We start from the raw sequence: 25844 nt of genomic DNA, 5'->3' as shown, positions 1-25844 counted from the left end.
CGGGAGCACAAGGGACGAATACGGCACTCGCGCACCGTTCTCCCAGACTACATGCCCGAACGGGATAGTCGCGAATTACGTTCGGGGTCCAATGCGCCTCAAACGCTGCCGCTCTTGGAGATTTGGATGCCGGAACGAGTCCGGCATGACGGGACGAGCGTCAGGCGTTCGCGGCGCGCGTGAGGCTCAGGAACACGTCCTCCAGGTCGGCTTCGCGGGTCGACACGTCGATGATGCCATAGCCTTGCGCCTGCACCGCGGCGAACACGTCGCCGGCATTGGCCTGGTCTTTGGCGTAGGTGATCGCGAGCACCCGATCGCCCTTCAGTTCGACCTTTTCGAAGCGGAGGCTGGCGGGCGCTTCGGCGACGTCGCGATCGACCGTCACCTCGACCAGTTTCTCCTTGGCCTTGCCGACCAGCGTTCGCGTGGGCTCGTTGGCGATCAGCCGGCCGTGGTTGATGATCGCGATGCGATCGCACAATTCCTCGGCTTCCTCGAGGTAATGCGTCGTCAGCACCACCGTCACCCCGGCCTGGTTGAGCCCGCGGACATAGCTCCAGAGCTGCTGGCGAAGCTCGATGTCGACGCCCGCGGTCGGTTCGTCGAGCACCAGCACCGGCGGCGCGTGGACCATCGCCTTGGCCACCATCAGCCGGCGCTTCATGCCGCCCGAGAGCGTGCGCGCATAAGCGTTCGCCTTGTCGTCGAGATGGACCGCGCGCAGCAGCTCCATCGAGCGGCGCTTCGCCCTGGGCACGCCGTAGAGGCCGGCCTGGATCTCGAGCGTCTCATAGGGGGTGAAGAAGGGGTCGAACAGGATTTCCTGGTTGACGATGCCGATCGACGCCTTCGAATTGCGCGGGTTGCGATCGATGTCGAAACCCCAGATCGCGGCGCTGCCGCTGGTCTTGTTGACGAGCCCGGCGAGGATGTTGATCAGCGTCGATTTGCCCGCGCCGTTGGGGCCGAGCAGCCCGAAGATGCTGCCGCGCGGCACCTCGAACGAGACATTGTCGAGCGCCTGCTTGCCGCCTTCGTAGGTTTTGGAGAGTTGGTCGATGGCGATCGCGGCGTCGGTCATGGAGGGGCATCTAGGATGGTCTGGTTGTCACGCCAACCCTCGTCGTCGCCCCGGCGAAAGCCGGGGTCTCTTGCCGCGCGAGGTGCCGGCTTCCGCTGGCATGGCGGGATGTCGGTTGGCGATTGCCCGCCGCAGCGCACCTTGCTATCGGCGCATCCATGATCCCGCCGCCCGAAACGATCCGAGTCACCCACCGCCGCATCGCCTGCGACGGCAGCGGAGACGGTATTCCCGGCGCGCTCGGCCATCCGCGCGTGTTCCTCGAGATCGACGAGCACGGCTATGTCGATTGCGGCTATTGCGACCGGCGCTTCATCCTTGCCGGCGGGCCGGCCGATGGCGTCGATCAGGCCGCGCTTCCCGATATCGCTTCGGGTGCGAGCCCGTCTGGCGACGCGGGCTAGACGCCCTATATCGGCGGGCATGACGATTTCCGCCGATCCGCGCAGCTTCCTCTACGGCCAGGGGCTCGATCCCGACGCCGCGATCCGCCTCACGGGGCAAGCGCTCGCGCGCGCCGACGATGGCGAATTGTACCTGCAATATCGCAAGAGCGAGTCGTTCGGTTTTGACGACGGACGGCTCAAGACCGCGAGCTACGATACGCAATCAGGCTTCGGGCTACGCGCTGTCTCCGGCGAGACGACGGCGTTCGCGCACGCCAACGAACTGTCGGCCGCCGCGATCCGGCGCGCGGGCGAGACGATGGCGCTGATCGACCCGTCGACGCAAGCGCGGAGCAGCGCGCCCAAGCGGACCAACCGTCACCTTTATACCGACGCCGATCCGATCGACCTCGTGCCGTTCGCGGACAAGGTGAACCTGTGCCTGGCGGTCGACGCGGCGGCGCGGGCGCGCGACCGCCGTGTCGCGCAGGTCTCGGTGTCGCTGTCGGGATCGTGGAGCGTGGTCGAGATCGTGCGCGCCGACGGCTTCGTCGCCACCGACATCCGGCCGCTGGTGCGCTTGAACGTCTCGATCACGGTTGCGGCCGGCGGGCGGCGCGAAACCGGCAGTTTCGGGATCGGCGGGCGCTATCTCTACGACCGGCTGATGGGCGAGGACGTGTGGAACCGCGCGATCGACGAGGCGCTGCGCCAGGCGCTGGTCAACCTCGAGTCGGTCGAGGCGCCCGCGGGCGAGATGACCGTGCTGCTCGGCCCCGGCTGGCCGGGCGTGCTGCTCCACGAAGCGGTCGGCCACGGGCTCGAAGGCGATTTCAACCGCAAGGGCACGAGCGCCTTTTCGGGCCGGATCGGCGAACGTGTCGCGGCGCCGGGTGTCACCGTGGTCGATGACGGCGCGATCCTCGACCGGCGCGGCAGCCTGACGATCGACGACGAGGGCACGCCGACGCAGGAAAATGTGCTGATCGAGGACGGCATCCTCAAGGGCTATATGCACGATCGGCTCAACGCGCGGCTGATGGGGATGGCGCCGACCGGCAACGGCCGCCGCGAATCGTTCGAGCACGCGCCGATGCCGCGGATGACCAACACCTTCATGCGTGCCGGCAGCGACGATCCCGCCGAATTGATGCGCCGGGTGAAGAAGGGGATCTTCGCCAGCGCGTTCGGCGGCGGGCAGGTCGATATCGTCTCGGGCAAGTTCGTGTTTTCGTGCACCGAGGCATACGAAATCGAAAACGGCCGGCTGGGCGCGCCGATCAAGGGCGCGACGCTGATCGGCGACGGGCCGAGCGTGCTCACCCGCGTCGAGGGGATCGGCGATGATTTCGCGCTCGACGAGGGGATCGGCATGTGCGGCAAGGGCGGGCAGGGCGTGCCCGCGGGCGTGGGCCAGCCGACGCTGCTCGTCGGGGGGCTCACGGTCGGCGGCAGGGCGATGTGACGCCGCCGCCTTGCCGCCTGCGATGATCGCGACGAATCGGGTTTGACAGCGCGATGTGGCCGCCGCATCATGTTGAAATGACCGCGCCGATCGCCTTCGTACGCTATCGCCACCATTCCGGGCAGCTCGCCGCGCGCGCCTGACCCGGACTTCTCCATTTCCATCACGAAGTCTGGGCCCAAATCGCAAGAGTGGTGCGTGTTGGGCACGTCTTAGTTTTATCTTCCGGGATCACTGTCATGACGACGAATGCCAATTCAAGGCCACCGCTGCACCTCATCGACGAGGAAGCCGATCGGCTCGCCGGTCTCGCGCTGCGCGTCGAGCACAGCCAGCCCGCGGTGTCGGAGATGCTGCTCGACGAAATCGATCGCGCGGAAATCCACACCGCCGCCACGCTGCCGGCGAACACGGTCGCGATGAACAGCCATGTCACCTTTGTCGACGAAGGCAGCGGCAGCCGCCGCGAGGTCCAGCTCGTCTATCCCGAGAATGCGGATATCGCGAACGGCCGCGTATCGATCCTGACCCCGGTCGGGGCGGGGCTGATCGGCCTGTCCGAAGGCCAGACGATCACCTGGCCCGATCGCGACGGCCACGACCGGCGCCTCAGGATCGAGCAGGTGCGCCCCGCGCCGGCCGAATAATGGAAGAGGCGCTGGCGCATTATCGCTGCGCCGGCGACGACGGCACCTATGTGACCGTCGTCGATTATCGCCATGTCGCCATCGAGAATGTCGCGATCGAAACGGGGGCCACGGGCGTGCGCCGCCGGCCGGGCGCGCGGCGGCTCGCGCTCACCACCGGAGAGCCGGTGCGCTATATCGATGCGCAGACGTTCGAAGTCATCGCCAGCGGCGAGCTGCTCCGCCGGCTTGATTGATTCTGGAGTCGGATTCAGCTACGCTGAATCGGCTACGGCACCGGCCCGCTCCCCCACCCGGCCACCCATAGAATACTCTGCTGGGTGGCCGGGTGGGGGAGCGGGCCGGTGGCGCTTCCACGCAAGTGGATCAAACTCTAATCGGCCGGCCGGCGCCAGAATTCGACGTGGAAGCGCACCGCGCCCAGCGGCTCGACTTGGTGCAAAATGGTCGGCTCGACGATCCCCGGCTGGGTATCGGGCGTGAGGATCGTGTCGAGCGGCGCGCGGTGCGGGTCGGTGACGCGATAGCGCAAACGCCCCTCGGTGACGTGGATCAGCCCCCAGCTTCCTTCCTTGGTGGTGTGGGCGTTCAACAGCGCGGCCGGGATGGTGGCGTCGGTGAAATCGCCGGTGCGCCGGTACGATTCGAGCCCCTCGGGAAGGCTGGTCGGGTTGGTGTCGAGATGGTCGCCGCGGGTCGCGTCGGTGACGTTCTGGTCGTAACCGCTTTTGGAGCTGAAGAACGCCGCGGCGAACAGCCCGCAGCCGAGCAGCATCGAGATGAACACGCCGAGCGTCGTCGCGATCACGGTGTGGGCCGTGAGCGGGCCGAACAGCGACATATACCACAGCGCGCCCGCGACCATGAGCACGCCCGCGATCGCGATCCAGCGCATCGAACGAATGAAATCGCCCCGCGCGTCGTTGCTCGCGCTCGTGCTGAAAAGCGAGGTCGGCCGGTCCGCCATCTCAGGCCGCCATGCGGATATCGTCCGCGTGTTCGGGGTAGGGCGCGTGGTGCGCGGGATCGACCTCGCGGCCGGCAAGCTCGCACGCGAAACCGTGATTGACGTCGCGGTGATGCGCCTCGTCGGCGCGCACCACCAGCACGACATCGCGCAGCGTCGCGTCGGCGCCGAGCTTCCAGTAATGCCGCGCGATCTCGGGCGCGGGCAGATCGGGGCTGCGGCCCGAATCGAGTTCTTCCAGATAGAGGGTGTAGCTGACCACCGCTTCTTCCTCGAAATAGCCGACCACGCGGTGCGCGGTTCGGGCACTCACCAGATATAGCCCGAAGAAGGCGAGGTAGAAGACCCACTGCACGGCCAAAATGACCAACCGCTCGAACAGCGTCGGGTGCGCGACCTCGATGAAGGTCATCAGGTGCATGCGCTCGTTCTCGGCCTCCTCCATCAGCGTGCGGATCCAGCCCTGATCGTCGCACATCCGGCGCAGGCATTTGAGATGGGTCAGCGTCGCGCCGACCATGCCGGGCACCGCCGCGACGGTCTCCAGCACGATCGCGCGGTGGCCATAGCGCTTGGCGAAGAAGGTGTCGGCGCAGAAGCGCATCGCCTTGGTGAAGCCGAACGCGACGCGATCGGAGAAATCGACCGGTTTGTGATGGACGCTAAGATCGACGAACGGTGCGGTCTGCATGGGTGATCTCCCGAACGGTTCAGGCCATCGCGCCTGAAGGATGCGGATCGAGTCTGAAGAACATGCCGAGCTGAAGGCTTTCCGAAATCCGCCCGGCCTTGGCCTGGAGCGCGGCGGCGATGTCGGGCGGCATCAGTTCGTCGGTGGTCTCGGCCCACAAGGCCAGCCAGCGATCGAACAATTCGGGGGTGATGCGCCGTTTGTGCTTCAGGTGCATCATCATCGGATTGCCCTTGTAGCGCCCCGTAGTGAGCATCACCGACGACCAGAAATCGACCATCTTGCCGAGGTGATGCGGCCAATCGGAGATCGCGTCGTTGAACACCGGCCCCAGCTCGGCATCGTCGCGCACGCGCCCGTAGAAATTGTGAACGACATTTTTCAGCCCGGCGTCGTCGAGCCTGTCGAGGATGTCGCCGCTCATGCTCACGAGTCGTCTCCAATCATGTATTCGCGCTGCATGTATCCCTGCGAATTGATATATGCAATATAGATGCATATTAAAATGGGACAAATTGACCGAGGGAGCCGATGCGCCTGACGCGGTATACCGATTATGCGATGCGCGTGCTGCTCTATCTCGGCACGCGGCCCGATCAACTGTGCTCGGTCTCCGAGATCGCGCGCGCCTATGGTGTCTCGCAGAACCATTTGATGAAGGTCGCGAACGATCTGGTGCGGCAGGGCCATGTCACCAGCGTCCGCGGCCGCTTCGGCGGGATGCGGCTGGGCCGGCCGCCGGGCGAGATCAATGTCGGCGCGGTGATCCGTCACACCGAGGAAGGGTTCGCGCTCGCCGATTGCGATGCCTGCGTGATCGCGCCCGCGTGCGGGCTGACGGTGGCGCTGCGCGAGGCGCTGGCGGCGTTCATGGCGGTCCTCGACGGCTATACGCTCGAGGATCTGCTCGCCAAACGACTGGACATCGGCGCGTTGTTCGCCGAACGCGAATCCGCTTGATGCCTGTGTGTGGAATTCGCGATGACCGACACGTTCAAACCCGCCCCCGAGACGATCGCCGCTGCGCACGGCGTCGCGCACGATTCGTCGTTCGGTGCGGTGGCGCCGCCGCTCTATCTGTCGAGCACCTACGCCTTCGAGGGCTATGAGCGCGCGGGGCGCTACGATTACGGTCGCTCGGGCAATCCCAATCGCGACATGCTCGGCGACGCATTGGCCGCGCTCGAAGGCGGCGCGGGCGCAGTCGTCACCGCGACCGGCATGGCGGCGATCGATCTGGTGCTCGGGCTGTTCGGCCCCGACGACCTGATCGTCGCACCGCACGATTGCTATGGCGGCACCTATCGCCTGCTCGCCGCGCGTGCGGCCAAGCGTCAGTTCCGGTTGCGCTTCGTCGATCAGGCCGACGCGGTCGCGCTCGATCGCGCGCTGGCCGAGGCACCCGCGCTGGTGCTGATCGAAACCCCCAGCAATCCGCTGATGCGCGTGGTCGATATCGCCGCCATTGCAACGCGCGCGCACGCCGCCGGCGCCAAAGTGGCAGTCGACAACACCTTCCTCTCGCCCGCCGTCCAGCGCCCGCTCGCGCTCGGCGCCGATTATGTCGTCCATTCGACCACCAAATTCCTCAACGGCCATTCGGACGTGATCGGCGGCGCGGTGATCGCCGCCGACGCGGGTGAGGTCGAGCGGCTGCGCGGCTGGGCCAATGTCGTCGGCGTCACGGGATCGCCGTTCGATGCCTGGCTGACGCTGCGCGGATTGCGCACGCTGTTCGCGCGGATGGAGCGCCAGCAGCGCAACGCCGGGCTGGTCGCGGCGTGGCTTGAGGCGCATCCGGCGGTCAGCGCGGTCCATTATCCGGGGCTCGCCTCGCATCCGGGGCACGCGATCGCCCGCGCGCAGCAGCAGGGCTTCGGCGCGATGATGAGCTTCGATCTGGCGGGCGGCGCCCCGGCGGCCGCCAGGCTGGTCGAGGCGATCACCGTCTTCACGCTCGCCGAATCGCTCGGCGGGGTCGAAAGCCTGATCGCGCACCCGGCGACGATGACGCACGCCGATATGGGCGCGGAGGCGCGCCGCGTCGCAGGGATCGGCGACGGGTTGCTCAGGCTGTCGATCGGGCTCGAAAACCCTGACGATCTGATCGCCGGGCTCGAACAAGGGTTCGCTGCGCTGGTGTGAGGCGCGGGGAAGGAGGATGCCGTGGCCGATTTCTTCGACGCACTGACCGACGATCATCGCGCCTTCATCGCGGCGCAGCCGGTGTTCTTCGTCGCCACCGCCGCGGCCACGGGGCGCGTCAATGTCAGCCCCAAGGGGATGGATACGTTCCGCGTGCTCGATGCCAATCACGTCGCCTATCTCGATCTCGGCGGCTCGGGTAACGAAACGCAGGCGCACCTTGCCGCCGATGGGCGCATCACGATCATGTTCTGCGCGTTCGACAATCCCGCGTTGATCCTGCGGCTCTACGGCCGCGGCACCTCGACGCTGCCGCAGGATGCGGGCTTCGCCGATCTCGCAGCACTTTTCCCGCGGCTGCCCGGCGTGCGGCAGGTGTTCTCGATCGCGATCGACAGCGTGATGACGAGCTGCGGCTGGGGCGTGCCGCGGATGACGCTCGACCGCGAGCGCGAGACGCTGTTCAAATATCATGTCCAGCAGGATCCCGAAAAGCGCCTCGCCAGGATTGCGGGGCGCACGCGGAGCATCGATGGCCTGCCGCTGCGCGTCCAAAGCGAGATCCCCGCCTGGGACACGCCCGACTGATGGCGCTGGTCGAACTGCTGCGCACCGATCGCAACGAGGCGCTGATCATCGTCGGCCGGCTCGAGGCGGCGGATATTCCCGCGATCGCCTTCGATGCCGATGCCAGCATCGCGGGAGGAAGCTGGCTGCTCGTGCCTTCGCGCGTCATGGTCGACGAGGATGACCTCAGCGCCGCGCGCGCGCTCCTCGCCGGCCCGCCACCCGCTGCCTGATTTTTAGGCAGTCGCGCGCGGCTGCATAAAAATCGTCGCGATCCCGCAACGCCGTACCACCGAAAATGCCCGATCGCGTGCGTTTCGGGCGTTGGCACGCACTTTGCGAAGCGTTGTCGCACCACAACAGGGGCGCGCGCATGAAACTCATCACCGCCATCATCAAGCCGTTTAAGCTCGACGACGTTCGCGAAGCGCTCACCGATCTCGGGGTCGCGGGCATGACGGTCACCGAGGTCAAGGGATTCGGCCGCCAGAAGGGCCAGACCGAAATCTACCGCGGCGCCGAATACACCACCAACATGGTGCCCAAGATCAAGATCGAGATCGTTTGCGCCACCGACCTCGCGGATCGCGTCGCCGAGGCGATCGAGGCCGCCGCGGCCACCGGCGCGATCGGCGACGGCAAGATCTTCATCCTCGATGTCGGCCGTGCGGTGCGCATCCGCACCGGCGAAACCGACGACAATGCACTTTAGAAACAAGGGGGAAGCAATGAAGCATGGCTTGAAAATCCTGGCGGTCGCCGGCTTCGGCACGGCCCTGGTCGCGGGCGTACCCGCCTGGGCGCAGGGCGCCGCACCGGCCGCGATCGACAGCGGCGACACCGCGTGGATGATGACCGCGACGCTGCTCGTGCTGCTGATGATCGTGCCAGGGCTGGCGCTGTTCTACGGCGGCCTCACCCGAGCCAAGAACATGATCGCGACGATGACGCAGATCGGGGCGGTCGCCTGCCTCGCCATGCTGATCTGGGTGATGTGGGGCTATACGATGGCGTTCGGGGACGGCGGCAACGCGCTTGTCGCGGGGTTCGACAAGGCTTTCCTTGCGGGCATCACCGCCGGCAGCGTCGCGGGCACGATCCCCGAATATGTCTTCGCCAGCTTCCAGATGACCTTCGCTGCGATCACCGTGGCGCTGGTGCTCGGCGGCGTGGTCGAACGGATGAAATTCTCGGCGATCATGGTCTTCGCGATCGTGTGGCTGACGATCGTCTATTTCCCGATCGCGCACATGGTGTGGGCGGCGGGCGGGCTGTTCTTCGACAAAGGCGCGCTCGATTTCGCAGGGGGCACGGTGGTCCATATCAACGCCGGCGTCTCGGCGCTGGTTGCCGCGGTGATGCTCGGCAAGCGGATCGGCTACCCGACCGAATACATGGCGCCGCACTCGCTGACGATGACCGGGATCGGCACCGGGCTGCTGTGGGTCGGCTGGTTCGGGTTCAACGCGGGGTCGGCGCTGGCGGCGAACGGCGCCGCGGGGCTGGCGATGATCAACACCTTCGTCGCCACTGCCTCGGCCGCGCTGTTCTGGATGCTCGCCGAGCGGCTGAACGGCCACAAGGGATCGGCGCTGGGGTTCTGCTCGGGGATCATCGCCGGGCTGGTCGCGGTGACGCCGGCGGCGGGCAATGCGGGGCCGTTCGGCGCGATCGTGCTCGGCGCGGTCGCCAGCGTGGTCTGCTATTACGCGGTGTCGGTGCTCAAGCCGAAGCTCGGCTATGACGATTCGCTCGATGCGTTCGGCATCCACGGCATCGGCGGCATGATCGGCGCGATCGGCACCGGCATCGTCTACGCCCCCGTCTTCGGCGGGCCGGGCGACGGTTCGGTGGGGATCGGCGCGCAGGTCTGGATCCAGCTTCAGGCAGTGGTGACGACGGTCGTCTGGGCATCGGTGGGCACCGCGATCGCGATTACCGTCGCGAGGTGGCTCACCGGGCTGCGCGTCTCAGCGGAGGTCGAACGCGAAGGGCTCGATCTCGGCGAGCACGGCGAGCGCGCTTACAATTATTGACGAGGTTCCTCCTGCGGACCCCCTGGCCGGTGCGGCGACGCGCCGGCCATTTTTTCAAGCATCATTCGCTCCCAGCGAATGATGCGCAGCCCCCGCGCAGGCGGGGGCCTCGTGCCTCAAGCGCGGCCTTCGCTACTCGGGATCGACTTCTCCCTTCCGTTCACCCTGAGCTTGTCGAAGGGCCGTTCTTCTTCTCCCGCTGCCGCACGTAAGAGCGGTGCTTCGACAAGCTCAGCACGAACGGTCGGGGATTATGCCTCAATCGCCGCCGTCGCTGTCCTCCGCCTGCCGATCACGCCATTTCTTCGCCGCGAGCGTGGCGCCGAGGATGAACCCGCCGGGGGCGAGCAGGATCACGGCGGCGAGGCCGAGGCGGTTCCAGGTCTTGCGGTCCATGCCCGCCCGTGTAACGCGCCGGGCTGAACGTGCAATTGCGTCAACCGAGATCGCTGCAGATGAAATCGGCGCACCGCTCGCCGATCATGATCGACGGCGCGTTGGTATTGCCCGAGACGAGCTTGGGCATCACCGAGGCATCGGCGACGTAGAGCCCGTCGACCCCGCGCACGCGCAGCCGCGGATCGCACACCGCCGCCTCGTCCGACCCCATCCGTGCGGTGCCGACCGGATGATAGACGGTATCGGCGCGTGATCGGATGAGGTGTTCGAGCGCTTCATCGTCGGCGAGGTCGATCGGATAGCGATCCTTCCCCTGATGATCGGCGAGCGGCGGTGTCTCGAGGATGCGGTACATCGCGCGCACCCCGGCCTTGAGCACGGTCATGTCGCGATCGTCGCTGAGGAAGGCGGGGTCGATCAGCGGCGCCGCGCGCGGATCGGCCGAGGCGAGCGTCACGCTGCCCGCACTCTCGGGGCGGAGCACGCAGACGTGGCAGCTATAGCCATGCGCCTTCACCGCGACGCGGCCGTGATCCTCCAGCGGGGCGATGACGAAATGGAGCTGGACGTCGGGCGCGGGGGCGCCGGGGGTCACCGTCAGGAAGCCGCCCGCCTCGGCATAGGGCGTCGTCATCAGCCCCGAGCGCGACCATTTCCAGCGCAGGATCGCGTGCGCGACATTGATGCTGCCCTTGAGCGAGCGCCCCATGAACGCGGTGCCCGGCGTCTCGAAGCTGGCGACGTAATCGACATGATCCTGCAAATTCTGCCCGACCTCGTCGCGTGCGATGCGCACCGGGATGCCGTGGTCGGCAAGCTGCGCCGGGCCGCCGATGCCGGAAAGCATCAGCAATTGCGGCGTGCCGAAAACCCCGCCCGCCAACACCACCGCGCGGCGGGCGCGGATCACGCGCTGCGCGCCGCCGCGTTGATAGGCGACGCCCGTCGCGCGGCCGTCCTCGAACAGCACGCGCTCGGCAAGCACATCGGTGAGGATGTTGAGCTTTGGCCGGCTCTTGGCATCGGCGAGATAGGCGCGCGCCGAGGTCCAGCGCTCGCCGCCCTTCTGCGTCACCTGATAGAGGCCGACGCCTTCCTGCGTGGCGCCGTTGAAATCCTGGTTGACGGGGATTTGCAGCCGCCGCGCCGCCTCGATGAAATCTCGGGCACCGGGGTGCGCATATTCCTGATTGCTCACCCATAACGGCCCGTTGGCGCCGTGCCAGGCATCGGCGCCGTTCACATTGTGCTCGGCGCGTTTGAAATAGGGGAGCACCTCGCTCCAGCTCCAGCCGGTCGCGCCGAGTGTGGCCCAGCGATCGTAATCCCACGCATTGCCGCGGATGTAGAGCATCGCGTTGATCGCGCTCGATCCGCCCATGCCCTTGCCCCGTGGCTGGTAGCCGCGGCGGCCGTTCAGCCCGGCTTGCGGGACGGTTTCATATTGCCAGTTGGTCGCCGGCGTCTGGAACGCCATGAAGCCGGGGCAGAGGGTGCGGATGCCGTCATTGGCCCCGCCCGCTTCGAGGATCGCGACGCTGTATCGGCCGCCCTCGCTCAGGCGACCCGCGGCGGCGGCGCCCCCTGATCCGCCCCCGACGACGACGATATCGGCTTCCTCCACTCGGCCTCTCCCTGCTCTCGTTGCTGCCATTTCGCGCGAATCGTCGCGCTGGTGTCGCGGCTGCCGTCGTGGCTCCAGCCGGGCTCGCGGATCATGTAGCCCAGCTTGTTGGCGAGCCCCGGCGCCGCCCACACGTCCTTCGCGATCCCCACCCATTCGTGGAACGCCGCCCAGAGCAGGTTGAAGCTGCCGAGATTCTTGACGATGCCGTAGCGGGGCTTGTCGTCATCGCGCTCGGGCTCGAACGTGCCGAGCCATTTGTCCCAGACGATGAACACCCCGGCATAATTCCTGTCGAGATAGCGCGGGTTGGTCGCGTGGTGGACGCGGTGGTGCGACGGCGTGTTCATCACCGCCTCGAACCAGCGCGGCATCCGCCCGATCACTTCGGTGTGAATCCAGAATTGGTAGATCAGGTTCACCCCTGCGACGAAGAACACCAGCGGCGGCGGAAAGCCGATCAGGAACAGCGGCAGGCGGAACGCGAACGACGCGCTGAAAAAGCCCGTCCAGGTCTGCCGGAGCGCGGTCGACAGGTTATAATGCTGGCTCGAATGGTGGATGACGTGGCTCGCCCAGAACCAGCGGACGCGGTGCGCCGATCGGTGGAACACGTAATAAGCGAAATCGTCGATCACGAACGCGACGACGAACCAATACCATTGGTAGCCGATGTCGAAGAGGCGGAATTGCCACACCCAAAAGGCGAGTGCGGCCACCAGCCCGGCCGAGAGCACGCCCGCGATCGTGCTGCCCAGCCCGAGCGCGAGCGAGGTCAGCGTGTCGCGCGGTTCGTAGCGCCGCCGGTTCTTCGCCCACGCCACCAGCATCTCGGCGAGCACCAGCGCGACGAAGCCGGGAACCGCGATATCGACAGGATCGGGCAATTCCATGCCCGCTTGCTTACACTGATGTCAGCGAGCGCGCCATACGGCGGACGTCGAGCACGTCGACGCCCTTCAATTTGACGAGGCCGAAGCGGCGGTCGCCGGTGTCGACCTCGATTCCTTCATAGGTCGATCGCACTGCCGACCAGCGCACCTCGCGCACCGCGAGGTTGACGCCGTGGCATTTGACCACCGCGACGCGCCCGTCGGCGCCCGCGACGATCGCGGCGAGATCGTCATCGGAGACGAGCGCGCCCTCGGCGCAAAAGCCCGCGAGCGCATCCTCTGCCGCCTGTGCCGCGGCGCCCGCATCCTCGACCTTGCCGTCGCGGCCGAGCCGGAGCAGCCGGGCGATCCCCGCCAGTGCCAATATCGCCGCCAATGATCCGGCGAGAACCAGCCAGTTCATGCGCGCCCGGACGCCAGCGACTCGAGCAGCGGCCGGATGCCAGCCAGGTCGTATCCCGCCGCGGCGGCCTTGGCGATGATCGTCTCGGGGTCGCCGCCCGCCTTGGCTTCGGCGAGCGCCCAGAGATGCGCCGAGCGCGTGCCCGAGCGGCAGAAGGCGAGCACTGGTCCCCTGGCGGCGTCGAGTGCGGCGCGCATCGCATCGATCTGCGGGTGCGAGAAGCCGGTGTGGTCGATCGGGATCGCGGTATAATCGAGCCCCAGCGTCTCGGCGACGCGGGCGACGGCCACGCCCTCGGGCTGGCCGGTTTCCTCGGCGTCGGGGCGATTGTTGATGACGGTCCGATAGCCAGCGTCGGCCAGCACGGCCAGATCATCCGTCGTGATCTGCGGAGAGACCGAGATGCGGTCATCAAGGCGGCGAATCTGCATTCTCGCTCTTTCCATTCACCAAACCACCCCGGCGAAGGCCGGGGTCCAGTTACGAACGGCCCGATACTGGACCCCGGCCTTCGCCGGGGTGGTCAGGATCTAACCGTTATCCCTGATCACCGCCAGAAAGGCGTCGCCATAGGCGTCCAGCTTCTTCGCGCCAACACCTGAAATATTGCTCATCTGTGCCAGGCTGGTGGGCTTCAGCGCGACCATATCGCGCAACACGGCATCGGCGAAGACGATATACGGCGGCACCTGCGCCTCGGCCGCGAGTTCGCGCCGTTTGTCGCGCAGCGCCTCGAACAGCGGATCGCCGATGGGATTGGCTTCCGCCGTGCCGCGCCGGCGGCGGCGTTCGCGCTTGGGCGGAAGGACCAGCGCGAGATCGTCCTCGCCCTTGAGCAGCGCCCGCGCGCCGGGGCCGAATTCGAGCCCGCCGTGCGCGTTGGTGCGCAGCGCGTCGCGCAGCAGCAGCGCGCGCGAGACGGGCTTGAGCAACGCGGCCTCCTCGCCGTCGACGATGCCCCATACCGACAGCCGCTCGTGCCCGTTCATCAGGCTGCGCTCGCTCGATTGGCCGGTCAGCACGCCTTCGATATAGCCGACGCCGAACATCTGCCCGGTGCGGAACACCGCCGAGAGGAATTTCCGCGCGGTCTCGGTCGCGTCGATCGCGGCGGGCGGGTTGAGGCAATTGTCGCAATTGCCGCAGGTCGGCGGCGGGTTCTCGCCGAAATGCCGGAGCAGGATCGCGCGGCGGCAGCCCGCGGTCTCGACCAGCGCGCCCAGCGCGGTCAGCCGCGCGCGCTCGCCCGCCTGCCGCTCGGGCTCGACCTCGGCTATCCGCTGGCGCGCCTTGGCGAAATCCTCCGCGCCCCAGAACAGATGCGCCACCGCCGGATCGCCGTCGCGGCCCGCGCGGCCGGTTTCCTGATAATAAGCCTCGATCGATTTGGGCAGCGCGGCGTGCGCGACGAAGCGCACGTCGGGCTTGTCGATCCCCATGCCGAACGCGATCGTGGCGCAGATCACCATATCCTCGCTGGCGACGAAATCGGCCTGGTTGCGCCGCCGCACCGCGGAATCGAGCCCGGCGTGATAGGCGCGCGTCGGTCGCCCGGTCCGGCTGAGCGCCTCGGCGAGCTTTTCGGTCGCCGCGCGGGTAGGCGCATAGACGATGCCGGGGCCGGGGGTCTCGCGGATCAGATCGGCGATCTGCTGCGTCGTCCCGGCCTTGGGGCTGATCGCATAACGGATATTGGGGCGATCGAACCCGGCGACGATCAGCCCGTCGTGGGGGATGCCAAGCTGGTCGAGGATGTCGGCGCGGGTGTGTGCGTCGGCGGTCGCGGTCAGTGCGAGGCGGGGGACATCGGGGAAGCTATCGAGCAGCGGGCGCAGGAGGCGATAATCGGGGCGGAAATCATGCCCCCATTCGCTGACGCAATGCGCCTCGTCGATCGCGAACAGATTGAGCTTCGCGCGGGCCAGCAGGTCGCGGAAATACCCCGACGAGGCGCGCTCGGGGGCGACGTAGAGCAGATCGAGATCGCCGGCCGCGAAGCGCTCGCGCGTCTCGGCGCGGTTGTCGTCGACCGAGGTCAGCGTCGCCGCGCGGATGCCCACCGCCTCGGCCGCGCGCAACTGATCGTGCATCAGCGCGATCAGCGGGCTGACGACGACGCAGGTGCCCTCGCGCATCACCGCGGGGAGTTGGTAACACAGCGACTTGCCCGCGCCCGTCGGCATCACCGCGAGCGTGCGCGTGCCTTCGAGGACGCGCGCGATCACCTGGCGCTGCACGCCGCGAAAGTCCGAAAAGCCGAAAACTGAATTGAGAATGTCGCGCGGGTCGGTCATTGCCGGTGCTATTGCGCACTTCGGGGCGTTACACCAACCCATCGAAGCGAAAGGACAGCGAATGGCGGTCGGCACCGTGCGCGATAATCGCGCCGAACAGGAATTCGAACTCGACATCGACGGTCATCGCGCGATCGCCGCCTATCAGCGCGAGGGCGGGAAGATCGTGTTCACGCACACCAAGGTGCCCAAGGCGATCGAGGGCCGCGGGGTGGCGAGCAAGCTGATCCGCGCCGCGCTCGATGCCGCGCGTGATGAGAGGTTGAAGGTAGTGGCGCAATGCGAATTCGTTGCGGCCTATATCGAACGCCATCCGGAATATCGCGATCTGGTGCAATGATCCGTCACGCCAGCCTGTGCTGGCAGGACGAGGTAGAAGATCACTCCGCCGCCAGCGTCTGTTCGGCGCGTTCCTGCGCCTGGCGGTTCCACATTTCGGCGTAGAGGCCGGCCTGTCGCAGCAGGTCGGCGTGCGTGCCGCGCTCGACGATCCGACCGGCATCGAGGACGATGATCTCGTCGGCCGCGACCACCGTCGACAAACGGTGCGCGATCACGATCGTGGTGCGGCCCTGCTCGATGCGTTCGAGCGTCGCCTGAATCTCGGCCTCGGTGCGGCTGTCGAGTGCGCTGGTGGCTTCGTCGAGGATCAGGATCGGCGGGTTCTTGACGAGCGTGCGCGCGATCGCGACGCGCTGCTTCTCGCCGCCCGACAGTTTCAGCCCGCGTTCGCCGACGCGCGTCTCATAGCCGTCGGGCTGGCGCTCAATGAAATCGGCGATTGCGGCCCCGCGCGCGGCGGCCACGATCTCGGCCTCGGTCGCGCCTTCGCGGCCATAAGCGATGTTGTAGCCGATCGTGTCGTTGAACAGCACCGTATCCTGCGGGACGATGCCCACCGCCGCGCGCAGGCTTGCCTGCGTCACCCGCGCGATATCCTGCCCGTCGATCGTGATGCGCCCGCCGGTCAGATCGTAGAAACGGTACATCAGCCGCGCGAGCGTCGATTTGCCCGCCCCCGACGGCCCGACCACCGCGACCGTATGCCCGGCGGGGATATCGATCGTGATCCCTTTCAGGATCGCGCGGTCGTCGTCATAGCCGAAACGTACGTCCTCGAAACGGACATGACCCTGTGTGACCGTCAGCGCGGGGGCGCCGGGCGCGTCGATCACCTCGCTCGGCGTGTCGATCAGATCGAACATCGCGGCCATGTCGATCACGCCCTGCCGGATCGTGCGATAGACCATGCCGAGCAGGTCGAGCGGGCGGAAAAGCTGCGACAGCAGCGTCGAGACGAACACCACGTCGCCCGCCGAAAAGCGCCCCCGGCTCCAGCCCCAGGCGACGAACGCCATCCCGCCGCCGAGCATCGCGTTGGTGATCAGCGCCTGCCCCACGTTGAGCAGCGCGAGCGAGTTTTCCGACTTCACCGCCGCTGCCGCATAGGCCTCGACCGCGCGATCGTAGCGCCGCGCCTCGCGCTCCTCGGCGCCGAAATATTTGACCGTCTCGAAATTGAGCAGCGAATCGACCGCGTGCGCCACCGCGCCCGTATCGAGGTCGTTCATCCGCGCCCTGAGCGCGTTGCGCCAGTCGGTCACCTTCTGGGTAAAGACGATATAGGCCGCGACCATCACCACGGTCGAGGCGACCAGCCAGAGCCCGAAATCGACCCAGAAGATGCCGAGCACCAGCGCCAGCTCGAACACCGTCGGCGCGATGTTGAACAGCATGAAATAGAGCATCGTATCGATGCTCTTGGTGCCGCGCTCGACCACTCTGGTCACCGCGCCGGTGCGGCGTTCGAGGTGGAAGCGCAGCGACAATTGGTGGAGGTGGCGGAATACCGTCGCCGCCAGCCGCCGCGTCGCTTCCTGCCCGACGCGCTCGAACACGGCGTTGCGCAGATTGTCGAACAAGGTCGTCGAGAAGCGCGCGGTGGCGTAGCCGACGACCAGCAGGATGACGAGCGTGGCGAGCCCGCGATCGCCGGCCGCCATCCGATCGACCGCATATTTGAGCGTATAGGCCGCGCCGAACACCTGGACGAGCTTGGAGGCGAGCACGAGCAGCATCGCCGCGACGATGCGCAGCTTCAGGTGCGGTTCGTCCGCCGGCCACAGATAGGGCAGGAAACGCCGCAGCGTCGGCCACAGCGGCTGATCCGCGCGGGTATGCGAGGTGGGATCGGGCGGCATGAGGATGCGATGTAGGATGATGGCGCTTCCGGTGCCAGCACTGTGCAGAGAACAGGTCGGCCGCGTCCGAATACGGACGAACGCTACTCCTCTTCCGTCATGCCGGACTTGTTCCGGCATCCAACCATCCCCGAGCGTCAGCGATCGAGGCACGTTGGACCCCGGAACCAGTCCGGGGTGACGGAAAGTATTGCGACCGGTCCTCAGTGCGCGCGCACGTAGCTTCCCGGTGCGTCCTCGATCGCCTTGAGCTTGCCCTTGCCCGGCACGCGCGCGCCTGTCGCCGGCACCGTTTCAGGGTCGCGCGCCTTGAGCCAGTCGATCCAGTCGGGCCACCAGCTTCCCTTGGTCTCGGTGGCGCCGGCGACGAACTCGCTCAGCGTGTCGCCGATCGTGTCGTTGGTCCAATATTGATATTTGCCCGCGGCCGGCGGGTTGACCACGCCTGCGATATGCCCCGAGCCGGCAAGCACGAAGCGGATCGGCCCCTTGAGGTGCTGGGTGAGATTCCAGACGCTTTCGGCAGGGGCGATATGATCCTCGCGGCCGGCCTGCACGTAGGCCGGGGTGTGAATCGTGGTGAGATCGAGCGGGATGCCCGCGATCCTGAGCGCGCCGGGCTGGACGAGCAGATTGTCGCGATAGAGATCGGTCAGATAGCTCAGATGCCATTTGACCGGCAGGTTGGTGGTGTCGCCGTTCCAGTGGAGCAGATCGAACGGCATGTAATCCTGGCCGAGCAGGTAATTGTTGGTGACATAGTTCCAGATCAGGTCGCGCCCGCGCAGCAGGTTGAAGGTCGCGGCCATGTAGCGGCCGTCGAGGAAGCCGTCGGGCGACAGGCGCTCGATCAGCTTCAACTGATCGTCGTCGACGAACAGCTTCAGCTCGCCCGCGCGCGCGAAATCGACCTGGGCGGTGAAGAAGGTCGCGCTTTTGACCTTCGCGGCCTCGTCGCGCGCGGCGAGCAGCGCGAGCGTCGCGGCGAGCGTGGTGCCCGCGACGCAATAGCCGATCGCATGGACGCCCTCGACGCCCAGCAGGTCGCGGATCGTGTCGATCGCGTCGATCTGCGCGGCGACGTAATCATCCCACGTCACGTCCCCCATCGACGCGTCGGCCGATTTCCACGAGACCATGAACACGCTCAATCCCTGGTCGACCGCCCATTTGACGAAGCTTTTTTCCGGCCGCAGGTCGAGGATGTAGAAGCGGTTGATCCACGGCGGGAAAATGACGAGCGGCGTCGTCGTCACCGTCTCGGTGGTCGGCGCATAATGGATCAGTTCGTAGACGCGCGTGCGGTGGACGACCTTGCCCGGCGTCGTCGCGATGTTGCCGCCGACCTCGAACGCATCCGAATCGGTGTGCGTCACCTGGCCCTTGCCGAGATCGGCAAGCATGTTGGCGAGCCCCTTCAACAGATTCTCGCCGCGCGTCTCGATCGTCTTTTCGAGTACCTGCGGGTTGGTGGCGGGGAAGTTGGTCGGGCTCATCGCGTCGACGAAGTTGCGCGCCGCGAAGCGCAATTGCTCCTTCTGCAAGGGGTCGACGCCCTCGATCGCCTCGACCCCGCGAAGCAGATGGTCGGCGATCAGGAAATAGCTCTGGCGGATCCAGTCGAACACCGGGTTCTCGTGCCATTGCGGCGCCTGGAAGCGGCGGTCCTTCGCGCGCTCGGGCGGTTCGTCGGCGGCCGGCGCGCCCGCGGGATCGAGGAAGCGCTGCCACAATTTCATGCTGTCGAGCCAGAATTCCTGCGCGCGCGCCATCGTCGCCTTGTCGGTGAAGCCGGGGATCGTCGGCAGCGCGGGTGTATCGTCGAGCGTCTGCAACCCGTGTTCGAGCATCATCTGCTGCGCGCGCCCCATCACCCAGGTCCAGTGCTGCATGTCTTCGAGGCTGGGGATCGGCGGGGTATCGCTGTCGTCGGCCACCTTCATCTCCTCTGGCAAGCGCGCTTGCCTCTCCGTATACCAACGCGCCCGCGCCGCGCGATGTCCGCGTGGTGCCCACGGAGGATAGAATGTCCGAGGAATTCTACCGCATCAAGCGGCTGCCGCCTTATGTCATCGCCGAAGTCAACGGCATGCGGGCAGCGGCGCGGGCGGCGGGCGAGGACATTATCGATCTGGGCATGGGCAATCCCGATCTGCCGCCGCCCGATCACGTCATCGAGAAATTGTGCGAGGTGGCGCGCAAGCCGGATGCGCACGGCTATTCGCAATCGAAGGGGATTCCGGGGCTACGCCGCGCGCAGGCGGGCTATTATGCGCGGCGTTTCGGGGTCGATCTCGATCCCGAGAGCGAGGTCGTCGTGACGATGGGGTCGAAGGAGGGGCTGGCGAGCCTCGCCACCGCGATCACCGCGCCGGGCGATGTCGTGCTCGCGCCCAACCCGAGCTATCCGATCCACACCTTCGGCTTCATCATCGCCGGCGCCACGATTCGCGCGGTGCCGACCACGCCCGACGACGAATATTTCGAAAGCCTCGAGCGCGCGATGAACTTCACCGTGCCGCGCCCCAGCGTGCTCGTCGTCAATTATCCGTCGAATCCTACGGCCGAGACGGTCGATCTCGCCTTCTACGAGCGGCTGGTCGCCTGGGCGCGCGAGAATCAGGTCTGGATCCTGTCCGATCTCGCCTATTCGGAACTGTATTACGACGGCAAGCCGACGCCCTCGATCCTCCAGGTCAAGGGCGCGAAGGATATCGCGGTCGAGTTCACCTCGCTGTCCAAGACCTATTCGATGGCGGGCTGGCGGATGGGCTTCGCGGTTGGCAACAAAAGGCTTATCGCGGCGATGACGCGGGTGAAATCGTACCTCGATTACGGCGCCTTCACCCCGATCCAGGCGGCGGCGTGCGCGGCCTTGAACGGCCCGCAGGATATCGTGGAGAAGAACCGCGCGCTCTATCACAAGCGCCGCGACGTGCTGGTCGAAAGCTTCGGCCGCGCCGGCTGGGAGATTCCGTCGCCGCCCGCGTCGATGTTCGCCTGGGCGCCGCTGCCGCCCGCGCTCGCGCATTTAGGCAGCCTTGAGTTCTCCAAACAATTGCTCACCGAGGCCAAGGTCGCGGTCGCGCCCGGGGTCGGCTATGGCGAGAAGGGCGAAGGCTATGTCAGGATCGCGATGGTCGAGAACGAGCAGCGGCTGCGCCAGGCGGCGCGCAACGTGAAACGCTACCTCCAGAGCATGGGCGTCAACACGCCCACGCAACGGACCGGCTGAACGCATGTTCCTGTTCAGGGGGGTCGAAAGCCATCCGCGCTCGCTGGTGAAGGCCATAAGCTGGCGGGCGCTGGGGAGCATCGACACCTTTGTGTTGAGCTACATCTTCACCGGCAGCACCGGGGCGGCGGCGTCGATCGCGGGGACCGAGGTGTTCACCAAGATCGTGCTGTTCTATTTTCACGAACGCGCGTGGTCGCTGGTGCATTGGGGCCATCGCCCGCATCCGGCGGAACGGCACGATCAATCGGGTGAAGGCGCGATGATCCCCGCCGAAGATTTCGATTAAAGCGCTGAACACGGTTCTGTTTGTCACCCCAGCGCAGGCTGGGGTCTATCTCTGATCAAGGAGTCCGATCGCGAGAGACATGGACCCCAGCCGGCGCTGGGGTGACGAAACCAATTCTTCCGCGCCCCGCCCCGCTATTCAGCGGCGCGCACTTCGGCCGCGTCGTCGGCGACGTCTTCGGGAAGCGACCAGATCAGCTCCTGTTTGGTGAGGACGCGGCCGTCATGCGCGCGGACCTCGATCGGGCCGATCGGGCGGCGATCGCGCGCGTCGACCAGCACCGGGGTGGCCGCGATGCCGGTTTCCCAGCGCTCACCCCATTGCCTGAGCGCGATCATCGTCGGCAGCAGCGCGGCGCCCTTGTCGGTCAGGCGATATTCGATCTTGCGCCGATCCTCGGGCATCGCCGTGCGCATCAGGATGCCGTGTTCGACCAGCCGCGACAGCCGGTTGGCGAGGATGTTGCGCGCGATCCCCAGTTCGGACTGGAATTCCTCGAAATGATGCAGTTCGTTGAAGGCGGCGCGCAGGATGAGGAACGACCAGCGTTCACCCATCGCCTCGAGTGCCGCCGGCAGGCTGCATTCGGCCAGATCCCGAAGAGGCTCGCGTAATTTACCACCCATCGGCACGCAGCCTATCCCACTTTGCGAGGGTTGGGAATGGGTTATAAGTTTCTACTTGCAACTCGCATGTGCAGCAAGTAAGTAGCGATTCGCAACTTATCTTGTGGAGGACACCATGTTGCGTTTCGTTCCCCTCGCCGCGGCCGTCGTGGCCCCGGCCATGCTGTTCGGTGCCGCCGCCGGCCATGCCGCCCAGCCGCGCGGCTATTATGTCGCCACCGCGCTCGAGGCCCCGGCCAAGGCCAATTTCGTCACCCGCAGCACTGCCTGGTCGTGCGACGGGGCGGTCTGCACCGCCGCCCGCGCGCCCGAACGCGACGCTTTCGTGTGTGAACGCGTCGCGGGCAGCGTCGGCGCCTTGAGCGCGTTCACCGCCGGCGGCACCGCACTCGATGCCGATGCGCTCGCCAAGTGCAACGCCAAGGCGAAGTAACGCGGGTTATCTTGATCCCTTGCGTGGGGGGCGGGCCGGCGCCGCAACTGATTCGACCCGCCCGCACGCAATTCATGTTGCAAAGCGGCAGCACGCGGCCCCATCTTGGCCGTGTGCTGCGGCAATATGAACTGGTCGATCGGGTCTTAGGCTACGATCCGCAAGCCGACGAGGCGCTGCTCAACCGCGCCTACGTCTTTTCGATGCACGCGCACGGCAGCCAGAAGCGCGCCTCGGGCGATCCCTATTTCAGCCACCCGATCGAAGTCGCGGGAATCCTGACCGACCTCCGCCTCGACGACGAGACGATCGCGACCGCGATCCTCCACGACACGATCGAGGATACCGTCGCCACGCCTGAGGAGATCAGGAAGCTGTTCGGCGCCAATGTCGCGCGGATGGTCGACGGCGTCACCAAGCTCTCGTCGATCGAGGCGCAGACCGAGAACGAGCGCGCGGCGGAGAATCTGCGCAAATTCCTGTTGGCGATGTCCGACGATATCCGCGTGCTGCTCGTCAAGCTCGCCGATCGTCTGCACAACATGCGCACGCTCCACTTTATCGCCAACGCGGACAAGCGCCGCCGGATCGCGCGCGAGACGATGGATATCTACGCCCCGCTCGCCGAGCGGATCGGCATGTGCGAATTCATGAAGGAGATGCAGACGCTCGCCTTCCGCGAACTGGAGCCCGAGGCGTACGAATCGATCACCAAGCGGCTCGATGCGTGCGCGCGGGCGATCACGACCAGATTCTCAAGATTTCGGCCGGGCTCGAACAATTGCTGGCGCGCGCGGGGATCGAGGCCGAGGTTTCGGGGCGTGAGAAACACCCCTATTCGATCTGGAAGAAGATGTCGGAACGCCACGTCAGCCTCGAGCAACTGTCCGACGTGATGGCGTTCCGCGCGATCGTGGGCACCGAGGAGGAATGTTATCGCGCGCTCGGCGTCATCCATCGCCGTTGGCCGATGGTGCCGGGGCGCTTCAAGGATTACATCTCGACCCCCAAACGCAACGGCTATCGCTCGCTGCACACCACGGTGATCCACGCCGATACGATGCGCATCGAGGTCCAGCTTCGCACCCACGAGATGCACGCCCAGGCCGAATTCGGCATCGCCGCGCACTGGGCCTACAAGCACGACGCGGTGCGTCCCGATACGCAGGTGCGCTGGATTCGCGACCTGATCGAGATCCTCGACACCGCCGGCAGCCCCGAGGAACTGCTCGAACATACTCGCATGGCGATGTACCAGGATCGCATCTTCGCCTTCACCCCGGCGGGCGAGCTGTTCCAGCTTCCCAAAGGCGCGACGCCCATTGATTTCGCTTATGCGGTCCACACCGATCTCGGCGATCAAGCGGTCGGCGCCAAGATCAACGGCCGCGTCGTGCCGCTGAGGACCGCGATCGCCAACGGCGATCAGGTGCAGATCCTGCGCTCGAACGCGCAGACGCCGCAGCGCAACTGGCTCAACTTCGCGATCACCGGCAAGGCGCGCGCGGCGATCCGCCGCCACCTGCGCAACAAGGAGCGCGACGAGACCTTCGCGCTCGGCCGCAAGATTTACGACGAGATCGCTGCCCGTCTGCCGGTGCCGCTTGCCGCCGATGCGCTCGACGATGCGCTCGCGCGGTTGAAGCTGGTCGACGAGGCCGCGCTGATGGAGGCGATCGCGCGGCGCACGATCACCGACGAGGAGGTGATGGAGGCGCTGATGCCCGGCTCGGTGGATGCCGAGGCGATCCACGCGCTGCCGCCGCAATCGACCGCGATCTCGATCAAGGGGCTGACGCCCGGCGTCGCCTATACGCTCGCTGAATGCTGCCATCCGGTCCCCGGCGACAGGATCGTCGGGCTGCGGCGGCCGGGGCAGGGGATCGAGGTCCACGGTATCGATTGCAACCGGCTGGTCGACGGCGAGGATGTCGATTGGGTCGATCTCGCCTGGGGTGACGATTCGGAAGGCGGCACCGCGCGGATCAGCGTCGAGGTCAAGAACGAGCCCGGCGCGCTCGGCGTGCTCGCGACAATCATCGGCGCGCAGCGGGCGAACATCATCAACCTGCGCCTCGACACGCGCGACACCACTTTCCACACCAACACGATCGACCTCGAGGTCCATGACGCCGCGCACCTGATGCGTGTCCTCGCCGCGCTGCGCGCCGCCGACGCGGTCGCCAAGGCGGAGCGGGTGTAGGGGGGCTGCGGCCTCTCAATCCTCTTGTCGTCATCCCCGCGAAAGCGGGAACCCATCTCCCGCCGTCTCGCCCAGTATAACCATGCGGAGATGGGTCCCCGCTTTCGCGGGGATGACCACCTTATGCGAACGGCCTGCGTTCTTCGCCGCCACCCACAACAAAGAGCCCGATGACGCGGGCGTCGCGAGCGGCTAAAGCAGCGCGGCCATGCATCGTCCCGCGCTTTCGATCGTCATCCCCTGCTACAACGAGGAAGGGTGTCTGGAGACGCTCCATGCGCGCGTCGGCGCGGCCGCGCGCGCGGCGGTGGGCGGGGATTACGAGATCGTCCTCGTCAACGACGGCTCACGCGATGCGAGCTGGCCGGCGATGCAGCGGCTCGCGGCGGGCGATCCGCACCTCGTCGCGATCAACCTGTCGCGCAACCACGGCCACCAGCTCGCGCTCACCGCCGGGCTCGATCTGTGCAGCGGCGATCAGATATTGATCATCGACGCCGATCTGCAAGACCCGCCCGAACTGCTTGCCGAGATGCGCGCGACGATGGCGCGCGAAGAGGCCGATGTCGTCTATGCGGTGCGCCGTCGGCGCGAGGGCGAGACGGTGTTCAAGCGCGCGACCGCCGCCGCTTTCTACCGCGTGCTCGAACGGCTGACCGATACGCCGATCCCGCTCGATACCGGCGATTTCCGGCTGATGAGCCGCCGCGCGCTCGATGCCTTGCTGTCGCTGCCCGAACAGGCGCGCTTCATCCGTGGGATGGTGGCGTGGATCGGCTTCCGCCAGGTGCCGTTCGCGTATGACCGTGCCGAGCGTCATGCGGGCGAGACCAATTACCCGCTGGGCAAGATGGTGCGCCTCGCGCTCGACGCGGTGACGGGCTTTTCGACCGCGCCGCTGCGACTCGCGAGCCATGCCGGGTTGTTGTTGACCGGCGCGTCGCTGCTGTTGCTGATCTACATCGCCTTCGGCTGGATCACCGGTTCGGCGGTGCAGGGCTGGACCTCGACGATGCTCGTCGTCGTGCTGCTGGGGGCGGTGCAGATGTTCGTGCTCGGGATGATCGGCGAATATCTCGGGCGGCTCTATATCGAGGCCAAGCGGCGGCCGCTCTACCTCGTCGCCGATATTGCCGGCCCGGTGCAGGGCGAGGCGCGGTTAGGCTATCGCGCCACCCCTGCGCCCGCCGTGCCGCCGCTCGACGAGACTCAGCGCGACGCTTGATTTGTTGATTGCGGCGCCGGCCCGCTCCCCC

General features: G+C 66.6%; 28 protein-coding genes and 1 pseudogene. 16 read left to right on the top strand and 13 right to left on the bottom strand.

The features are described from left to right. Positions 1-160: 160 nt before the first annotated feature. Complete coding sequence (locus DFR49_RS10620) at positions 161-1084, bottom strand: ABC transporter ATP-binding protein (RefSeq protein ID WP_119035716.1); 924 nt, start codon at positions 1082-1084, stop codon at positions 161-163. Positions 1085-1242: 158 nt separating this feature from the next. On the opposite strand from DFR49_RS10620, the gene DFR49_RS10615 reads away from it, so the two are divergent. From DFR49_RS10615 to DFR49_RS10600, 4 genes are all read left to right on the top strand, one after another. After that, positions 1243-1488 carry a zinc-finger domain-containing protein gene (locus DFR49_RS10615; protein ID WP_119035715.1) on the top strand — a complete coding sequence of 82 codons (246 nt, stop codon included), beginning with the start codon at positions 1243-1245 and terminating at the stop codon, positions 1486-1488. 19 nt (positions 1489-1507) lie between these two features. After that, complete coding sequence (tldD, locus tag DFR49_RS10610; RefSeq protein WP_119035714.1) at positions 1508-2935, top strand: metalloprotease TldD; 1428 nt, start codon at positions 1508-1510, stop codon at positions 2933-2935. A gap of 239 nt (positions 2936-3174) precedes the next feature. Next, a complete protein-coding gene (rnk, locus tag DFR49_RS10605) occupies positions 3175-3582 on the top strand; it encodes a nucleoside diphosphate kinase regulator (protein ID WP_119035713.1) in 408 nt (135 codons plus the stop codon). Beyond that, positions 3582-3818, top strand: coding sequence for a hypothetical protein (locus tag DFR49_RS10600; RefSeq protein WP_119035712.1), 237 nt, complete (start codon positions 3582-3584; stop codon positions 3816-3818). Before rnk ends, DFR49_RS10600 begins: the two co-directional genes overlap by 1 nt. Positions 3819-3955: 137 nt before the next feature. Here the strand turns inward: DFR49_RS10600 and DFR49_RS22455 are convergent, their stop codons facing one another. The 3 genes from DFR49_RS22455 to DFR49_RS10585 are packed head-to-tail and all read right to left on the bottom strand — an operon-like array spanning position 3956 to position 5664. Next, a complete protein-coding gene (locus DFR49_RS22455; protein ID WP_342768470.1) occupies positions 3956-4549 on the bottom strand; it encodes a TehB family protein in 594 nt (197 codons plus the stop codon). Between the two features lies 1 nt (position 4550). Next, positions 4551-5240, bottom strand: a complete 690-nt coding sequence (locus DFR49_RS10590; RefSeq protein WP_119035711.1) for an alternative oxidase — start codon at positions 5238-5240, stop codon at positions 4551-4553. A 19-nt stretch (positions 5241-5259) separates the two neighbouring features. Then, entirely contained in the window at positions 5260-5664 is a 405-nt protein-coding gene (locus DFR49_RS10585; RefSeq protein WP_119035710.1) for a group III truncated hemoglobin, read from the bottom strand. Between the two features lie 107 nt (positions 5665-5771). On the opposite strand from DFR49_RS10585, the gene DFR49_RS10580 reads away from it, so the two are divergent. From DFR49_RS10580 to DFR49_RS10555, 6 genes are all read left to right on the top strand, one after another. Further along, positions 5772-6200, top strand: a complete 429-nt coding sequence (locus tag DFR49_RS10580) for an Rrf2 family transcriptional regulator (protein ID WP_119035709.1) — start codon at positions 5772-5774, stop codon at positions 6198-6200. Between the two features lie 21 nt (positions 6201-6221). After that, on the top strand, positions 6222-7385 hold the full coding sequence (metB, locus tag DFR49_RS10575; RefSeq protein ID WP_119036368.1) for a cystathionine gamma-synthase: 1164 nt from the start codon (positions 6222-6224) through the stop codon (positions 7383-7385). A gap of 21 nt (positions 7386-7406) precedes the next feature. Beyond that, positions 7407-7973 (top strand): pyridoxamine 5'-phosphate oxidase family protein, encoded by a 567-nt coding sequence (locus DFR49_RS10570; RefSeq protein ID WP_119035708.1) that lies wholly within the window; start codon positions 7407-7409, stop codon positions 7971-7973. Further along, complete coding sequence (locus tag DFR49_RS10565; protein ID WP_119035707.1) at positions 7973-8185, top strand: putative signal transducing protein; 213 nt, start codon at positions 7973-7975, stop codon at positions 8183-8185. Before DFR49_RS10570 ends, DFR49_RS10565 begins: the two co-directional genes overlap by 1 nt. Positions 8186-8325: 140 nt before the next feature. Beyond that, positions 8326-8664 carry a P-II family nitrogen regulator gene (locus DFR49_RS10560; RefSeq protein ID WP_119036367.1) on the top strand — a complete coding sequence of 113 codons (339 nt, stop codon included), beginning with the start codon at positions 8326-8328 and terminating at the stop codon, positions 8662-8664. A gap of 16 nt (positions 8665-8680) precedes the next feature. Further along, positions 8681-9988 carry an ammonium transporter gene (locus DFR49_RS10555; protein ID WP_119035706.1) on the top strand — a complete coding sequence of 436 codons (1308 nt, stop codon included), beginning with the start codon at positions 8681-8683 and terminating at the stop codon, positions 9986-9988. A 258-nt stretch (positions 9989-10246) separates the two neighbouring features. Here the strand turns inward: DFR49_RS10555 and DFR49_RS21980 are convergent, their stop codons facing one another. The 6 genes from DFR49_RS21980 to recQ form a co-directional block, all read right to left on the bottom strand. Beyond that, complete coding sequence (locus DFR49_RS21980; protein ID WP_170150999.1) at positions 10247-10384, bottom strand: hypothetical protein; 138 nt, start codon at positions 10382-10384, stop codon at positions 10247-10249. A 40-nt stretch (positions 10385-10424) separates the two neighbouring features. Next, positions 10425-12011: a GMC family oxidoreductase gene (locus tag DFR49_RS10550; protein ID WP_119035705.1), complete on the bottom strand. Its 1587-nt coding sequence runs from the start codon at positions 12009-12011 to the stop codon at positions 10425-10427. Continuing rightward, complete coding sequence (locus DFR49_RS10545; protein WP_119035704.1) at positions 11945-12904, bottom strand: sterol desaturase family protein; 960 nt, start codon at positions 12902-12904, stop codon at positions 11945-11947. The genes DFR49_RS10550 and DFR49_RS10545 overlap by 67 nt, the downstream gene beginning before the upstream one ends. Positions 12905-12914: 10 nt before the next feature. Then, positions 12915-13307, bottom strand: a complete 393-nt coding sequence (locus tag DFR49_RS10540; RefSeq protein ID WP_119035703.1) for a hypothetical protein — start codon at positions 13305-13307, stop codon at positions 12915-12917. Next, positions 13304-13738 carry a protein tyrosine phosphatase family protein gene (locus DFR49_RS10535; protein WP_119035702.1) on the bottom strand — a complete coding sequence of 145 codons (435 nt, stop codon included), beginning with the start codon at positions 13736-13738 and terminating at the stop codon, positions 13304-13306. Before DFR49_RS10535 ends, DFR49_RS10540 begins: the two co-directional genes overlap by 4 nt. Positions 13739-13837: 99 nt before the next feature. Continuing rightward, entirely contained in the window at positions 13838-15601 is a 1764-nt protein-coding gene (recQ, locus tag DFR49_RS10530) for a DNA helicase RecQ (RefSeq protein ID WP_119035701.1), read from the bottom strand. Positions 15602-15662: 61 nt separating this feature from the next. Between recQ and DFR49_RS10525 the strand changes: the two genes are divergently transcribed. Further along, on the top strand, positions 15663-15941 hold the full coding sequence (locus tag DFR49_RS10525) for a GNAT family N-acetyltransferase (RefSeq protein WP_119035700.1): 279 nt from the start codon (positions 15663-15665) through the stop codon (positions 15939-15941). A gap of 40 nt (positions 15942-15981) precedes the next feature. On the opposite strand, the gene DFR49_RS10520 is transcribed toward DFR49_RS10525, so the two are convergent. Together DFR49_RS10520 and DFR49_RS10515 are read right to left on the bottom strand one after the other, a co-directional pair. After that, the gene (locus DFR49_RS10520) at positions 15982-17802 is read right to left on the bottom strand and encodes an ABCB family ABC transporter ATP-binding protein/permease (protein WP_119035699.1); all 1821 of its coding nucleotides are present in this window, start codon (positions 17800-17802) and stop codon (positions 15982-15984) included. 203 nt (positions 17803-18005) lie between these two features. Continuing rightward, positions 18006-19745 (bottom strand): PHA/PHB synthase family protein, encoded by a 1740-nt coding sequence (locus DFR49_RS10515; RefSeq protein WP_119035698.1) that lies wholly within the window; start codon positions 19743-19745, stop codon positions 18006-18008. An 83-nt stretch (positions 19746-19828) separates the two neighbouring features. Between DFR49_RS10515 and DFR49_RS10510 the strand changes: the two genes are divergently transcribed. Both DFR49_RS10510 and DFR49_RS10505 read left to right on the top strand, forming a co-directional pair. Continuing rightward, positions 19829-21037 carry an LL-diaminopimelate aminotransferase gene (locus tag DFR49_RS10510; protein WP_119035697.1) on the top strand — a complete coding sequence of 403 codons (1209 nt, stop codon included), beginning with the start codon at positions 19829-19831 and terminating at the stop codon, positions 21035-21037. 4 nt (positions 21038-21041) lie between these two features. Beyond that, positions 21042-21326 (top strand): DUF2061 domain-containing protein, encoded by a 285-nt coding sequence (locus DFR49_RS10505; protein WP_119035696.1) that lies wholly within the window; start codon positions 21042-21044, stop codon positions 21324-21326. 134 nt (positions 21327-21460) lie between these two features. On the opposite strand, the gene DFR49_RS10500 is transcribed toward DFR49_RS10505, so the two are convergent. Further along, a complete protein-coding gene (locus tag DFR49_RS10500) occupies positions 21461-21952 on the bottom strand; it encodes a winged helix-turn-helix transcriptional regulator (protein ID WP_119035695.1) in 492 nt (163 codons plus the stop codon). Between the two features lie 115 nt (positions 21953-22067). On the opposite strand from DFR49_RS10500, the gene DFR49_RS10495 reads away from it, so the two are divergent. The 3 genes and pseudogenes from DFR49_RS10495 to DFR49_RS10485 all read left to right on the top strand — a co-directional run bounded on the left by DFR49_RS10495 (position 22068) and on the right by DFR49_RS10485 (position 25813). Next, positions 22068-22385, top strand: coding sequence for a CC_3452 family protein (locus DFR49_RS10495; RefSeq protein ID WP_119035694.1), 318 nt, complete (start codon positions 22068-22070; stop codon positions 22383-22385). 113 nt (positions 22386-22498) lie between these two features. After that, positions 22499-24588, top strand: a pseudogene (locus tag DFR49_RS10490) (RelA/SpoT family protein). Positions 24589-24796: 208 nt separating this feature from the next. Next, positions 24797-25813 carry a glycosyltransferase family 2 protein gene (locus tag DFR49_RS10485; RefSeq protein ID WP_119035693.1) on the top strand — a complete coding sequence of 339 codons (1017 nt, stop codon included), beginning with the start codon at positions 24797-24799 and terminating at the stop codon, positions 25811-25813. Positions 25814-25844: the final 31 nt, after the last annotated feature.

It is taken from the genome of Hephaestia caeni (genome assembly GCF_003550065.1).
Lineage (GTDB): Bacteria > Pseudomonadota > Alphaproteobacteria > Sphingomonadales > Sphingomonadaceae > Sphingomonas > Sphingomonas caeni_A.
Note: the sequence above shows the minus strand (reverse complement) of the source record. Positions and strands in the feature narration are given on the sequence as shown.